This is a genomic window from Dermatophilaceae bacterium Soc4.6 (assembly GCA_039889245.1).
Taxonomy (GTDB): Bacteria; Actinomycetota; Actinomycetes; order Actinomycetales; family Dermatophilaceae; genus Lapillicoccus.
The window spans coordinates 1,545,277-1,558,930 of sequence record JAZGVH010000002.1 but is presented as its reverse complement, the minus strand read 5'-3'; the positions used below and the strand labels follow the sequence as shown (position 1 = coordinate 1,558,930).

13 protein-coding genes and 1 pseudogene are annotated in these 13,654 nt (G+C 73.4%); 7 read left to right on the top strand and 7 right to left on the bottom strand.

Translation table 11 applies throughout. The annotated features are described in order from the left end of the window. Nucleotides 1-92 precede the first annotated feature (92 nt). Nucleotides 93-1,250, top strand: a pseudogene (locus tag V3N99_07160) (glycosyltransferase 87 family protein). Nucleotides 1,251-1,363: 113 nt separating this feature from the next. Here V3N99_07160 and V3N99_07155 read toward each other — a convergent pair. Beyond that, nucleotides 1,364-2,653 (bottom strand): glycosyltransferase 87 family protein, encoded by a 1,290-nt coding sequence (locus V3N99_07155; protein MEO3936524.1) that lies wholly within the window; start codon nucleotides 2,651-2,653, stop codon nucleotides 1,364-1,366. A gap of 271 nt (nucleotides 2,654-2,924) precedes the next feature. Between V3N99_07155 and V3N99_07150 the strand changes: the two genes are divergently transcribed. Beyond that, entirely contained in the window at nucleotides 2,925-3,059 is a 135-nt protein-coding gene (locus tag V3N99_07150; protein MEO3936523.1) for a hypothetical protein, read from the top strand. 137 nt (nucleotides 3,060-3,196) lie between these two features. Here V3N99_07150 and V3N99_07145 read toward each other — a convergent pair whose 3' ends face one another. Together V3N99_07145 and V3N99_07140 are read right to left on the bottom strand one after the other, a co-directional pair. Beyond that, nucleotides 3,197-4,642 carry a hypothetical protein gene (locus V3N99_07145; GenBank protein ID MEO3936522.1) on the bottom strand — a complete coding sequence of 482 codons (1,446 nt, stop codon included), beginning with the start codon at nucleotides 4,640-4,642 and terminating at the stop codon, nucleotides 3,197-3,199. A gap of 316 nt (nucleotides 4,643-4,958) precedes the next feature. After that, the gene (locus tag V3N99_07140) at nucleotides 4,959-5,828 is read right to left on the bottom strand and encodes an MOSC N-terminal beta barrel domain-containing protein (protein ID MEO3936521.1); all 870 of its coding nucleotides are present in this window, start codon (nucleotides 5,826-5,828) and stop codon (nucleotides 4,959-4,961) included. 54 nt (nucleotides 5,829-5,882) lie between these two features. On the opposite strand from V3N99_07140, the gene V3N99_07135 reads away from it, so the two are divergent. After that, nucleotides 5,883-7,409, top strand: a complete 1,527-nt coding sequence (locus tag V3N99_07135) for an ATP-dependent DNA ligase (protein MEO3936520.1) — start codon at nucleotides 5,883-5,885, stop codon at nucleotides 7,407-7,409. A gap of 9 nt (nucleotides 7,410-7,418) precedes the next feature. On the opposite strand, the gene V3N99_07130 is transcribed toward V3N99_07135, so the two are convergent. From V3N99_07130 to V3N99_07115, 4 genes are all read right to left on the bottom strand, one after another. Continuing rightward, the gene (locus tag V3N99_07130; protein ID MEO3936519.1) at nucleotides 7,419-7,901 is read right to left on the bottom strand and encodes a DUF4234 domain-containing protein; all 483 of its coding nucleotides are present in this window, start codon (nucleotides 7,899-7,901) and stop codon (nucleotides 7,419-7,421) included. 198 nt (nucleotides 7,902-8,099) lie between these two features. Then, a complete protein-coding gene (locus tag V3N99_07125; GenBank protein ID MEO3936518.1) occupies nucleotides 8,100-8,531 on the bottom strand; it encodes an Rv0909 family putative TA system antitoxin in 432 nt (143 codons plus the stop codon). 122 nt (nucleotides 8,532-8,653) lie between these two features. Continuing rightward, complete coding sequence (locus V3N99_07120) at nucleotides 8,654-9,496, bottom strand: SGNH/GDSL hydrolase family protein (protein ID MEO3936517.1); 843 nt, start codon at nucleotides 9,494-9,496, stop codon at nucleotides 8,654-8,656. Beyond that, nucleotides 9,493-10,170: a uracil-DNA glycosylase gene (locus V3N99_07115; protein MEO3936516.1), complete on the bottom strand. Its 678-nt coding sequence runs from the start codon at nucleotides 10,168-10,170 to the stop codon at nucleotides 9,493-9,495. Before V3N99_07115 ends, V3N99_07120 begins: the two co-directional genes overlap by 4 nt. A gap of 375 nt (nucleotides 10,171-10,545) precedes the next feature. Between V3N99_07115 and V3N99_07110 the strand changes: the two genes are divergently transcribed. The 4 genes from V3N99_07110 (at nucleotide 10,546) to V3N99_07095 (ending at nucleotide 13,632) form a co-directional block, all read left to right on the top strand. Beyond that, the gene (locus V3N99_07110; protein MEO3936515.1) at nucleotides 10,546-11,277 is read left to right on the top strand and encodes an HAD-IA family hydrolase; all 732 of its coding nucleotides are present in this window, start codon (nucleotides 10,546-10,548) and stop codon (nucleotides 11,275-11,277) included. Nucleotides 11,278-11,334: 57 nt separating this feature from the next. After that, nucleotides 11,335-12,648: an aminotransferase class V-fold PLP-dependent enzyme gene (locus tag V3N99_07105; GenBank protein ID MEO3936514.1), complete on the top strand. Its 1,314-nt coding sequence runs from the start codon at nucleotides 11,335-11,337 to the stop codon at nucleotides 12,646-12,648. A 178-nt stretch (nucleotides 12,649-12,826) separates the two neighbouring features. After that, nucleotides 12,827-13,207 carry a DUF3263 domain-containing protein gene (locus tag V3N99_07100; GenBank protein MEO3936513.1) on the top strand — a complete coding sequence of 127 codons (381 nt, stop codon included), beginning with the start codon at nucleotides 12,827-12,829 and terminating at the stop codon, nucleotides 13,205-13,207. 62 nt (nucleotides 13,208-13,269) lie between these two features. Further along, nucleotides 13,270-13,632, top strand: coding sequence for a GNAT family N-acetyltransferase (locus V3N99_07095; protein ID MEO3936512.1), 363 nt, complete (start codon nucleotides 13,270-13,272; stop codon nucleotides 13,630-13,632). Nucleotides 13,633-13,654 lie beyond the last annotated feature (22 nt).

Here is a 13,654-nt window from a genome sequence, read left to right as displayed (position 1 = left end):
CGCGACGGGTGACCGGTTACGTGAGGGTGACGGGACGCCGCGCGGGGCCCGGCGGGGCCGCACCCGGGGCCCGGGCACGGCAGAGTGAGCCCATGCGCGTCGCCCTCGGAGCTGTGGTCACCACCGCCGGGTGGGCGGGTGTCGTCGTCCTCCTGCATCGAGGCACCTCTATCCCGACGGTCGTGTTCGTCGGAGCCCTGTGGCTCGTCACCGCGGGCCTGACCCGGTGGGCCACCCGAGGTGCGGCGCCCCGCCGGGCCCTGCTGGTCGTTGGTCTGGCGGCGGTCGTCGTGCAGCTGCCGGGCCTGGTGACGCCGCCGCTGACGAGCTCCGACGCCTACCGCTACGTCTGGGACGGGCGCGTGCAGCTGTCGGGCACCTCGCCCTACCGCTACGCCCCTCTCGACGACCGCCTCGCCGCCCTGCGCGATCCTGTGCTCTTCCCCGGGCTCGGCCCGGCCGACCGCTCCGGCTACCTCACCGAGCCGGTGCCGACCGACCGGAGTGCGCTGGCCGTGCGCGCGAAGGACGACCCCCGCACCCGCATCAACCGGCCCAGGGTGCCCACGATCTACCCGCCGGTGGCGCAGGCGTGGTTCACCGCCGTCGCGGCGGTCACGCCATGGTCGGCGGGCACCCGCGGGCTGCAGGTCGGCTCGGCCCTGCTCGCGGTCGCCGTGGCGGTCGCGCTCGCGGCCCTGGCCCGCCGGTCCGGCCGCCATCCCCTGGGCGCTCTGTGGTGGGCCTGGTCACCGCTGGTGCTGCTCGAGACCGGCAACGGCGCGCACGTCGACATCGTCTCGGCTGTGCTGCTGGTCGCGGCGGTCGCCGTCGGGGGTTCGTCCTCTGCCCGGCGCTGGGTCGCCGGCGTGGTCGTGGGGCTGGCCGGGGCCGTCAAGCTCTTCCCCCTCGTCGTGGTCGCTGCGCTCGCGCCGCTGGCCCAGCGCCGCTGGTGGCGGGCGGTACCGGCCCCGCTGGCGGCCGTCGCGACCCTGCTGGCGACTTACCTGCCTCACGTGCTGGTCGCCGGCGCCCTGGTGCTCGGCTACATCCCCGGCTACCTCCTCGAGGAGGGGGCGGGCGGTCGCTCGGCCGTGCTGCAGCTGCTGCTCCCCGACACCGCCGTGACCCCGGTCGGTGCCCTCGTCCTCGTCGGGCTCGGGCTGTGGTCGCTGCGGTGGTCGACCGCCCACCGCAGCGAGCGTGACGTCCCGGCGGTCGCGGTGCCCGCCGCCGTGCTCGTCGGAGGCTTCCTCCTCGTCACGACCCCCGCCTACCCCTGGTATGCGGTGTCCCTCCTGCCGCTCGCGCTCCTCGCCCGCCGTCCAGAGTGGGTCGCGGTGGCCGTGGCGGGCGAGGCGGCCTACCTCGGGATCCGGGTGCCGGCGCTGCCGTCGACCGCCTGGGTGCTCGCCTCGCTGGTCGTGGTCGCCTCGTCGGCAGTCCGCTGGCGGGCCGGTCGTGGCCCGGCGAACGAGGCGGCCACGAGGGCGGCCAGCCCCAGCCACACGTAGGCGTCTCCGATCAGGTGCTGCCACCACACCCAGTGCTGCTCTCGGCCGTCACCGGCGGGCAGGAGGTCGGCGGGCGCCACGACGAAGACGGCTGCGACGAGGGCGGGCACCGCCCAGGCCGCCGCGCCGGCCCACGTCAGGCGGTGGGCCGCGGCCGAGACGCGTCGGGCTCGGGCCAGCAGCCACGCGAGCGCAGGCACGACCCAGACCCAGTGGTGGGTCCACGAGACGGGCGAGACCAGCAGGCCGCCCGCGGCCGTCGCGAGCAGGGCGCCGAGGTCGTCGCCCCGATGCGTGCGACGCCACGTGGCGACCGCCGTCAGCACGCCCATGACGAGGACGAGGCCCACCCACACGGCGGAGGGAGCCTCGGGCCAGGCGCGGGCCAGCACGCCCCGCAGCGACTGGTTGGTGGCCGTGTCTGCCGCGCCGATGCGGCCGGGGGACGTCAGCACCCCACCGAGCCAGTAGTCCCGGCTGTCGGCCGGAAGCAGGACCGCGCCGAGCAGGTGAGCGGCGACGAACGTCACCACGGCCGTCGCGCAGGCCCGCCACTGGTGGCGGCAGACCAGCACCAGCAGGAACGCGAGGGGCGTGAGCTTCACCGCGGCGGCGAGCCCGATGAGCACCCCGCGCGGCCACCGTGGTCGTCGGACCAGCGTGTCGGCCGTCACCGCGGCCATCAGCACGAGGTTGACCTGGCCGAAGTAGAGGGTGAAGCGCACGGGCTCGAGCGCGACGGCGAGGACGCCCAGCGCGGCGACCACCGGCAGGGGCCAGCGCGCCCACGGACGGGCCAGCCCCGCTGCCTCGGCCGACAGACGGGCCGCGACGCCGAGGGCGAGCAGGCTGCCGGAGCTGACCAGGGCGACGGCGACGGGGGAGGGCAGCAGGGAGCTGAGGCCGAGCAGCAGGGCCGCAAAGGGTGGGTAGGTGAAGGGCAGGTAGATCCCCAGACCGAAGGGGTAGCCGGCGCCGTAGAGGGGCCGCCCGGCGCGCCACACGGCTCCCGCGGTGCGGTAGACCTCGAGGTCGACCGCTCTCCCCGGCAGGCGGGTCCCCAGGACAGCGGCCACGGCGACGGCGACCAGCACGGCCGGGCGCACGGCGGCGGCGGCGGCCCGGCGCTTGCGTGACACGACCCACCTCCGGTCCCGGGCCCCGGACGCCGGGGCGGGAGCTCGGAACCAAGCCCCCGGGTGCGACGTTAGTGCAGCAGAACCGCCTTCCCGAGGCCGGGTGCGCGCCTCGGACGAGGCCGATCTGGCGAGAGAAGGTGCTTTTCGCGCGCTGACAGGCGACACTGGGGATATGGACTCCCGACAGACGGCACGACGATCGAAGCAGTCCAGCAGCCCGTTCCGGCGTGAACCAGAGCTACCGACCCCCGACTGGCAGGTGGACGAGCGCGTGACCCACGACCGTCACGGCCTCGGTCGCGTGGTGCGCATCAACGGCAGCCGGATGTACGTCCGCTTCGGCGACCAGACCATCGACGTCGACTGCCGCAGCCCGCGGATCCACCCGCTCGCCGACGCGGAGTGAGTGCGCGCAGGGCGTCGACGCGGCCCTGACCGGGATCGACCTCGCCGCGGCATGCCACTGTCCCGCCGGGGAACCTCCCTCCCCGACGGGACAGCGCTTGCGTGGTGGGGTGGTCCTGCAGGGTCACCCCACCGGGTTCAGCACCCGGCGATCGCTGTCGGACCCGAGACGGGCACGCTGGCTGAGCCGTTCCACCGGTTTCCCTCCGTGGCCCAGTAGCGGGACAGGTTCTTGTTGATGCTCAGGGTGCTGAAGCTGTTGCCGGTGAAGACGCCACCGGAGACGGCACCGGCCTGGAAGGCGACGGCGCTGTTCGTGACCACGTTGCAGGTGATCTGGGTCCCGTAGGAGCTGGTGTCCCTCGACGGCGTGGTGAGGTTGGAGTCCTCCATACGGAGGCTGAAGCCGGCGTTGGCGCGGTTGGCCACGTTGTAGGACCAGACGTTGCCCCACGAGGACTGCTGCTCGTTGTAGGCGATGTTGACGTTGTCCACGACGTTGGCCGTGATGAGGTTGAAGGAGGCGTCCTGGTCGGTGGTGATGCCCCGCCCGGCTGCGTCGAGGTCGTGCACCCGGTTGCCCGTCACGACGTTGTAGTCGGAGCCGTTGCCCAGCCGGATGCCCTCCTGCATGTAGTGGCTCGCGGTGGAGTGGGCGACCTTCGAGACGTCGTTCCCGGAGAAGACGTTGCCGTGCGAGTAGTTGGCGAACCAGATGGCGGGGCCGGTGCCGCAGGCGATGTCGGTGACCGTGTTGCCGGAGACCGTCGCGTAGCGGGCGAAGCGGCCGAAGATCCCCTTGCCGGTGAACGTGTTGCCGAGGAGCTGGATGTCCTCCGAGGGGACGACCCCCTTGCCGACGAGGGCGCTGAACCAGGCGGTCAGGCCACGGGTCGTGCTGGGATCGCGGGTGGTCGTGCCCGGCACCGAGCGGCGGGCCTGCCAGTCGTGGTCGTCGATGCGCGCGGCCTGCCAGTTCTGCGTGAGGTTGGCGTTCTTGCTCGACAGGCGCAGGCCGCCCCGGATGGTCAGGCCGCGCACCACCCAGTGGCTCGCGCCGCCCACGAAGGAGACGGTGCGGTACTCGTCCGGGCCGGTGGCGCCGCAGCCCGGGTAGGGCACGGAGGAGGTCAGAGTGACGCTCGCACCATCGGCCGGGGTCACGACGATGGGGTGGGCGGCGGTGCCGGAGGCCTTGAGGTCGAAGGGGCCGGAGTAGGTGCCGCCGGCCAGCACGATCCGGTCACCGGCGCGGGCGGCAGCGAGGGCGGCGGTCAGCGCGACGGTGGTGGTCACGGGCACGGTGCGCAGGGCGACCGCCGTCACACCGGCGACGGCCGGGGCCCCGGTGGTCTCGCCGTAGAGCGCGGTGCCGCCGGACGTCGGGGTCACCGGCGTCAGGGGCGTCGTGCCCGGGGTGCTCGGGGTCCCCACCCCGACGACAGCCTTGCGGCTCGAGACCGGCGAGGTCGTGCCGGCGGCGGCCGTGCTGCAGGCCAGGCCGGTGAGGGCCAGGGCGGTGCCGATGGCGACCACGGTCCGTCGCCCGGTGCGGGCGGAGGTGGGGATGAGTGAGGTGCTCATGTGAGGGGTCCTTTGCAGGGTGGTGCCCAGGACGCGGGGGTGGGGACCACGCGTCGGGCGGTGTGAGGGTGGTGAGGAGATGCCGAGTGGCCGGCCGTCGGGGTGGGAGCCGATCGGAGCCGTGGCGAGTGAGGGTGAGGTGGGTCGGGCAAGGTGAGGCGAGGTGCCTCGGGCGGGGTGAGGTGCCGCCGGGTGTCGGGTTCGGGGTGAGGTGCCGATCCGTATAAAAGTAATCTAAGCCTTAAAACGGACACATCACAATTGCCCGTTCGGGGGAGCTCGAGCAGCGTTTGCCCGGGTCTGGAGGTGGAACGGCTCAGCGGGTCGTGACCTCGACCGCGTCCCCGACGTGGAGGGTGCCCCCGCCGTCTGGTCGCGCGGGCAGCCCGGGCAGCAGCGGCAGCAACCGCGTGCCGAACCAGGTGCTGCCGTCCCACCGGCGGTGCCTGGCGAGCGTGCGGATGGGCTCGAGGCCACCCTCGGCGGTGACCGGGTCGAGCGTCGTCATGACGCACCGGTCACACAGCTCGGTGATGCGGAAGTCGACCGCACCGATCCTCACCCCGACCCAGGAGTCCTCGTCGAAGGGCTGGTCGCCGTCGACCACGACGTTCGCTCGGAAGCGCCCGACGTCGAGGGGTGTCGAGCGCTCCGACTCCTCGCCGATCCACTCGTCGAGTCGCGCCATCGAGGCCTGCGAGACGAGCAGGAGCGGTCCCGTGTCAGCCATCGAGAGCACGTCACCCGGCTCCCCGCCGTGGGCCCCTGACACTGCTCGAGCGGAGGGGTCCTGCTGCCAGACCAGACGCAGCGACCGGCCGGTCCGGGCGCTGATCCACTCGCTCACGTCGGTGTCGGCCGGGGCCGCGAACGGCAGGCGGGACAGGGAGATCGGCACGGGCCCCACGCCCAGGGGCGTGTCGACGAGGATGCTCGCTCCCTGGGCGCCGCTGCCGTCAGCGGTTCGGTCGGCCCGGTCGGTGATGCGGATCGTGTCCTCGTCCACGACCTCGGCGGTCAGACGCAGCAGCGCGTGGCACTCGCGGGCGGTCACGACCTCACCCGACTCGTCGACGAGGCACCAGCGGCGATCACCGGCGAGCCCCTGCGGCTCCACCTGCACAGCGGTGACGGGCGCGCCGCCCATCGACTTGACCGGGTAGACGCGGAGCGAGGTGACCTGCACCCCTGCATCCAACCACCAGCCTCTGCTGTCGGTGGTGGGTGCGACGATGTCGGCATGCTGCTCCACCAGGTCGTCGACACCGCCGCCGTCGTCGCGGCGACGCGCTCGCGGCTGGCCAAGGTCGAGGCGCTCGCCGACCTGCTGCGACGTCTGGCGCCGGAGGAGATCGCGCCCACGGTGGGCTTCCTCGTCGGGCGGGCGAGGCAGGGGCGGGTCGGGGTCGGCTGGCGGGGCCTGTCGGCGGTGATGGGCGAGCCGGCCGACGAGCCGACGCTGACGGTCGCCGACGTCGACGCCCTGCTCGAGACCCTGCTGGCCACCTCCGGCTCCGGCTCCGGCTCGGCCCGGACGGCGACGCTGCGGGCGGTCACGGCGCGGGCCACCACGGCCGAGCAGGACTTCATCGGCCGGGTGCTGCTCGGTGAGATGCGCACCGGGGCACTCGAGGGGGTCCTCGTCGATGCCGTCGCCCGTGCGGCTGACGTGCCCGGCGACGTCGTGCGCCGCGCGGTCATGCTTTCGGGCGACCTCGGCCAGACGGCCCGGCTGGCGCTGACCGGCCCGGCCTCGGACCTCGTCGCCGTGGGCCTCGTCGTGGGGCGCCCCGTGATGCCGATGCTGGCCTCGAGCGCTGCCGACCCTGCCGCCGCGCTGGCCGTCACCGGTGAGGCGTCGGTCGAGTGGAAGCTCGACGGGGCACGCATCCAGGTGCACCGCCGCGGCGACGAGGTCCACGTCTACACGCGCAGCCTGGCCGACATCACCCACCGCGTGCCCGAGGTCGTCGAGGTGGTGCGGGCCCTGCCGGTCCGAGACGTGATCCTCGATGGTGAGACGCTCTCGCTCGACGAGGACGGCGGCCCCCGGCCCTTCCAGGAGACGATGTCGCGCTTCGGTGCCGACGCACCGCGCGAGACGTTGCTGCGCCCGTGGTTCTTCGACGTGCTCCACGTCGACGGCCGCGACCTGATCGACGAGCCGCTGTCGGCGCGTCTGCTCGAGCTGGAGCGGGTCGTGGGCGAGCACCGGATCCCCGGTGAGGTGACCACCGACCCGATGGTCGCCGAGCGGGTCTCGCGCGAGGCGCTCGCGGCGGGGCACGAGGGTGTCGTGGTCAAGGGCATCGACGCCGCGTATGCCGCGGGCCGCCGCGGCAAGAGCTGGGTCAAGGTCAAGCCGGTGCACACCTACGACCTCGTCGTGCTCGCGTGCGAGTGGGGCTCGGGCCGGCGCGAGGGGTGGCTGTCGAACCTGCACCTCGGTGCCCTCGACGTCGAGGGGGAGCACGGCGAGCCGGGCGGCTACGTCATGGTCGGCAAGACCTTCAAGGGTCTGACCGACGAGCTGCTGCGCTGGCAGACCGAGCACTTCCAGCAGATCGAGCTGCGGCGCACCGCGCACACGGTCTGGCTCGAGCCTGTGACCGTGGTCGAGATCGCGATCGACGGGGTGCAGCGCAGCAGCCGCTATCCCGGTGGGATCGCCCTGCGCTTCGCCCGGGTCAAGGGCTACCGCCAGGACAAGGGCCCGCAGGAGGCCGACACCATCGGCGCCCTGCGGGCGATGCTCCCCGGCGGCTGAGCAGCCGGATCAGGAGGCGAGGCGCACCGGGGTGCCGACCGGGGGAGCGCCGAGGTGGTCGGTGATCTTGTTGAGCTCCGACTGGTAGTAGAGCGTGTAGAGGCCGAAGAAGAAGACGAGCACCAGCCCGACGACGGGTGAGCAGCTCGAGCCGATGCCCACGGACTGCTGCCGCTGCGCGATCCGCTTGCCGGTGTTGTAGACGCTGACGTAGGGCGGCACGACGAGGAAGCTGCCCAGCGTGATGGCCAGGAGGCTGGTGCCGGCGCTGACCGGACGGCGCGGGTCGAGGCGGCCCATCTCGGCGTTGATCTTGTACCACCACACCCACGAGTAGATGCCCAGGGTGATGAGGGGAAGACCCAGCCAGACGGCGACGACGTTGCGCCGCTTCATCGCCAGGCCGGTTGCCGCGGACCACTGCGGTGGGCCGTAGGGGCCTACGGCGTCCTGCGGGTAGCTGTTCGGACCGAATTGGCCGGCGTTGCTCACTGGTGTCCCCTCGAGTCGGTGCGCGGGTGCTCACGCGTCACGACGATCCTCACACCTCGACCGGGATTCCGGGTGTGGTTCGCCCAGCCCGCCGCCCGTCGCCCAGGGCGACGGGGCGACGGGGCGACGGGGCGACGGGGCGACGGGGCGACGGGGCGACGGGGCGACGGGGGCGAGCGTCGAGCAGCAGCGCGGCGCTCAGATGGACGGGTCCTGCGGCCCGGGCGGCGGGGTGGCGCCCGAGGGTCCGGCTGCGGTGGGCGGCACCTCCGTGACGTCGTCGGGTGTCGTCGGAGCGGGCGCGGCATACGAGCCGGGGGTGGTGTCCGTGGGGGCGCCCGCGCCTGACGCCGCGTCGGGGCGCTGCTCGGCGACCCGGTCGACCGCCTTGGTGGCCATGCCCTTGGCCTTGGCCACCTTGTCGGTGTACTTGCCGTCGGTCTGCTCGTCGAACTTGGCCCCCGCCTTGTCGAGGCCCGATGCGACCTTGGCGCGGTTCTCGTGGGCGATCTCTCCGGCCTTCTCGGCTGCCTGCTTGCCGGTCTTCTCGATGCCGTCGGCCAGCTGCCCGGCCTTGCCCTGGAGGTCGTACTCCTGAGCCTTCTGCTTCAGCTTGTCCATGAAGCCCATGACGGCTCCTCCCGTGGGTGGTGAGTGGGTCCGTCCCACCGTATGCGTGTCGGTGGTCCGGGCGCACTCAGGATCGACCCTGACCCGCCCCCGAGCCCCCGCCCCCCGCACTCGACGCAGCGTCAAGTCGACCGGGGTGGGAGTGGGGGTGGGGCGAGGGGGGTCACCGAGGGACGCTTGGCGGTCAGCGCGTCGCCGGAGGACTGGCCGCGCAGGCGGCGCTGCACCCAGGGGCCCACGTGGTCGCGGGCCCAGCGGGCGTCGGCCGCGGCGGCATCCCGCCGGCGCAGCACGGGGGCAGGGGGGACGGCGCCGCGCCAGTCGGCCTCGTCGGTCGGCAGCCCGAGGGTCCACGCGGCGGCCGCGGCGACCCGGCGGTGCCCCTCGGGGCTGAGGTGGATGCGGTCCTCGCTCCACATCTGCCAGTCGCGCAGGAAGGGCTGGGTCCACTGGTCGAGCATGAAGGCGCCCTGACGCTGCGCGATGCCCCAGATGGCGGCGGCGTAGGTGGCCGTGCGACCCCGGACGGCCCGCACCAGCGGCGCCTTCCACGGGTCGGCGGGGGTCGCCATGAGCACGTCGGCCCCGGTCGCCCGGATGCGGGCCACCGCCTGCTCGAGCTCGCCGGCCAGCGCGTCGATGTCGGCCGTCGGTCGCAGGATGTCGTTGCCACCCCCGACGATGCTCACCAGGTCGGGCTGCAGGGTGAGTGCGGCCTCGAGCTGCGGGCCGACGATGTCGGCGAGCAGGCGACCGCGGACGGCGAGGTTGGCGTAGCCCAGCTCGCTCCCGGTGCCCCGGGCGTGCTCTCCGAGCCGCTCGGCGAGGCGGTCGGCCCAGCCGCGGTAGGCGCCCGGCGTGCCGGGGTCCGGGTCGGACATGCCCTCGCTGAAGGAGTCGCCGATGGCGACGTAGCGGCTCCAGTGGCGTGGCGGGTGAGGGGGTGTCCGGGAGGGGGGTGTCACGCGAGGGTCCAGTCGACGGGCTGGCCACCCTGGGCGACGAGGGCCTCGTTGACCCTGCTGAAGGGTCGTGAGCCGAAGAAGCCGGAGCGGGCCGACAGGGGTGAGGGGTGGGCGCTCTCGACCCGCGGCACCGCGCCGAGCAGGGGGCCGAGCGAGCGGGCCTGGCGACCCCAGAGCACCGCGACCAGCGGGCCACCGCGGTCGGCGAGGGCGGTGATGGCCTGCTGGGTGACGTCCTCCCAGCCCTGACCCTGGTGGCTCGCGGGCGCGCCGGGGCGCACGGTCAGCACCCGGTTGAGCAGGAGCACCCCCTGGTCGACCCACGGGGTGAGGTCGCCCGACGTCGGCTCGGGCAGGCCGAGGTCGGTGCCGAGCTCGGCGTAGATGTTGCGCAGGCTGCGCGGCACCGGCCGCACGTCACCGGCCACCGAGAAGCTGAGCCCCACCGGGTGGCCCGGGGTGGGATAGGGGTCCTGGCCCACGACGAGCACCCTGACGGCGTCGAAGGGCTGGCGGAAGGCACGCAGGACGGCGTCACCCGAGGGGAGGTATCCGCGGCCGGCGGCGATCTCCTCGCGCAGGAACTCGCCGACGCGGGTGATGGTCTCGCGGACCGGGTCCAGTGCGGGCACCCACGAGGGGTGGACGAGATCCTCCAGGGGGCGGGCCGACATGGGCTCAACCTACTGCGCAGGGGCATGAGGAGACGCCGCCGCCCGGGGTGGTGAGGGCTGGTTCAGGCGGCGGCGCCAACTCGTGGGCGGGACGACCAGCCGGCCGTGCCGCTCGTGAGCCCGGAACGGGCCCACTCCGGACTGGAGCAGCGCTCTGCGAAGAGCGTTGGTTCACCCCCTGTCCTGCTTCCGGGAACGTCCCGGGGCGAAGGGCCGATCATCGGCGAACGCACCCCCCGGCGAGTTCTTTCGGCTCCTGTTATGACAGTACCAATGTTAAAGAGATGGTCAAGAGTTTCTCGGGAAACTGGTCCGGGGGCCGTTTGAAGATGGCCCGGACGGGTGAGACGACCTAGCCCCATAGGCTGGTGTCCCGTGACCGACACCGACCCCGCGTCCCCCCTAGCCCCCCTCGTCACTGGGGCCGACGCCGTGTCGCCGCCCGGCCGGCCGTGGCGTCCGGTGGTGGTCTTCGACCTCGACGGCACGCTGGTCGACACGATCGACCTCATCCTCGCCAGCTACCAGCACGCCTTCCGCACGGTGCTGGGGGCAGAGCAGGACGAGGCACTCGTGCGCAGCTGGATCGGGCAGCCCCTGATCCGTGGTCTGCGCGAGCACTGGCCCGACCGAGCCGACGAGCTCTTCGCGACCTACATCGCGTGGAACCGCGCGCACACCGCCGAGCTGATCCGCTCCTACGCCGGGGTGACCGAGGTGCTCGCCGACCTGGCCGCCGCCGGCGTGCAGATCGCCGTGGCCACGTCCAAGCTGCGTGACGCGGCCCAGCTGTGCGCCGACCTCGTGGGTGTCACCCCACACGTGCAGGTCATCGTCGCCCTCGAGGACACCGACGAGCACAAGCCCCACCCCGCCCCCCTCCTGGCCGCGCTCGCCCGGCTGGGGGCCCACCCCGGTGCGGCGGTCTACGTCGGTGACGCCGTCGTCGACGTGGAGGCGGCCCAGGCTGCCGGTATGGCGTCGGTCGCGGTCACCTGGGGCGCCGCGCAGCGCGCCCAGCTCGAGGCCGTCGGGCCCGACCGTGTGGTCGACTCGGCGCAGCAGCTGCGGGACGCGCTCCTACCGAGTGGGCCCCGACCCTCCTAGACTCCGCGGGTGCACCGCTATGACCCCCAGAGCACCCGCGCCACCGTCGATGCCGTCATGGCCTACGCCGCGGAGCGGCTCGCCCTCGACCCGGTGCCCCTCGACGGCGCCCTCTCACCCGAGGAGCTGACCGCCCGCGCCGGCGTGACGATCACCCCCGACGGTCTCGGCTCGACGCGGGCGCTGGGCGTCTTCACCGACGTGCTGGCCCCGTCGTGCCTGTCCGTCGACCACCCGCGCTACCTGTCGTTCATCCCGTGCGCGCCCACCAAGGAGGCCGCGGCCTTCGACGTCGTCGTGGGGGCCTCGTCGATCTACGCCGGCTCCTGGCTGGAGGGGGCCGGGGCCGTGCACGCCGAGAACGAGGCGCTGCGCTGGATCGCCGACCTCGCCGGGCTGCCGGCGAGCGCCGGCGGGGTCTTCGTGCCCGGTGGCACGGTGGGCAACCTGTCGGCACTCGTGGCGGCACGGCATACGGCGAGGGCCCGGGCGGTCGCGGCCGGGTCGGGCGCGCGGCCCTGGCGGGTGGCGACGACCTACGGCGCCCACTCCTCCATCCAGTCGGCCTGTGACGTCATGGACGCCGAGCTGGTGACGGTGCCGATAGACGACGAGTGGCGCCTGTCGGCCGACCACCTGCGCAGCGTGCTGACGGAGCACGGTCCGGAGACCTTCTTCGCCGTCGTCGCGACCTCCGGCACGACGAACTTCGGGGTCATCGACGACCTGGCCTCGGTCGCCGAGGTCTGCCGTGAGCTCGGCGTGTGGTTCCACGTCGACGGGGCCTACGGCGGCGCCGGTCTCGCCGCCCCGTCGGTGCGGGCGAAGTACGCCGGCATCGAGGCGGCCGACTCCTTCATCGTCGACCCTCACAAGTGGCTCTTCGCACCCTTCGACTGCTGCGCGCTGCTCTACCGCGACCCCCTGCTCGCCCGGGCGGCCCACACCCAGAAGGCGGCCTACCTCGACGTGCTGACCGATGCGCCCGAGTGGAGCCCCACCGACTACTCGATCGGTTTGACCCGTCGGGCCCGAGGCCTGCCGCTGTGGTTCTCGCTCGCCGTGCACGGCACCCGCGCCTATACCGAGGCGGTCGAGCGCACCCTGGCGGTCGCGCGCTTCGCGGAGGAGGAGATCGGGCGCCGGCCCTATGTCGAGACCCTGCGCGAGCGCGACCTGTCGGTCGTCGTCTTCCGCCGCGTCGGGTGGGAGCCGGCCGACTACGCCGCGTGGTCGAACCGGCTGCTCGCGGAGGAGTTCGCCTTCGTCGTGCCGACCTCGCACGACGGTGAGACGGTCACCCGCTTCGCCATCGTCAACCCGCTGACGACCGAGGACGACATCTCGGCCATCCTCGACACGATGGCCTGAGGGCGCGGGGCCTGGGTGTGGCGTTCTACCCCGCTACCCAGCGGGGTAGAACGTCGCTCTCCACCGCGACCTGTCACCCCGCTGTCCGCTTCGAGCAGCCACTGGAGGGGCTTGCGGGGCGGATGTGACTCGTGGTGCATCACCACCCGTCCGCACCCCCCTCGTTCCGACGAGGTGAATGACAGGCCTGTTATTCACCGCGTATGCTGGCCCTGGCTCCCGCTCGGGGGCGCACGGCACCGGTCGAGAGGGAGCGTGGGTCGACGTGAACGCCCAGGAGCAGTACGACGTGCCGCTGGCAGGCGGGGCGGAGCTCGCGTCGCGTGACCTCGAGATCCTCGCCTTCGAGCGCCAGTGGTGGAAGTACGCCGGAGCCAAGGAGCAGGCGATCAAGGAGCTCTTCGACATGAGCTCGACGCGCTACTACCAGGTGCTCAACGCCCTGCTGGACAACCCGGCGGCCATCGCGGCCGACCCCATGCTCGTCAAGCGCCTGCGCCGGCTGCGCAGCTCGCGCCAGCGGGCCCGCAGCGCCCGTCGGCTCGGCTTCGACGCCTGACCCTGCCGATCACCCGGGTCCCGGTCCCCGCGTCGCGACCCCGGAGGTGGTTCACTTCCCCCATGGGCAGCGTGCGGGTGCGCAGGGCGCAGGCTGACGACGCCCTGGTGGTCGGTGCCCTCCGGCTCCAGGCGGCCCGCTGTGCCGAGGCCGGCCCCGAGCCGGGCTTCCTCGACCGCTTCAGCGCCGCATGGGACCCCGACGACCACCCGACCTGGGTCGCCGACCGCGACGGCGCCCACGTGGGCGTGCTGGTGACCCAGGTCGTGCGCGACCTCCCGTGGCCCGGCCTGGCCCCGGGCCAGAGCCTGCACGTGGCGACGCTGCATACGGCGGACGGGGGAGCGGGCGCCGGGGTCGCCGACGCCCTGACCGCCGTGATGCACGACTGGGCCCGCAGCCGCGGGCTCGCCCTCCCCGCCTGACTCCCTGACCCCCCACTTCCCG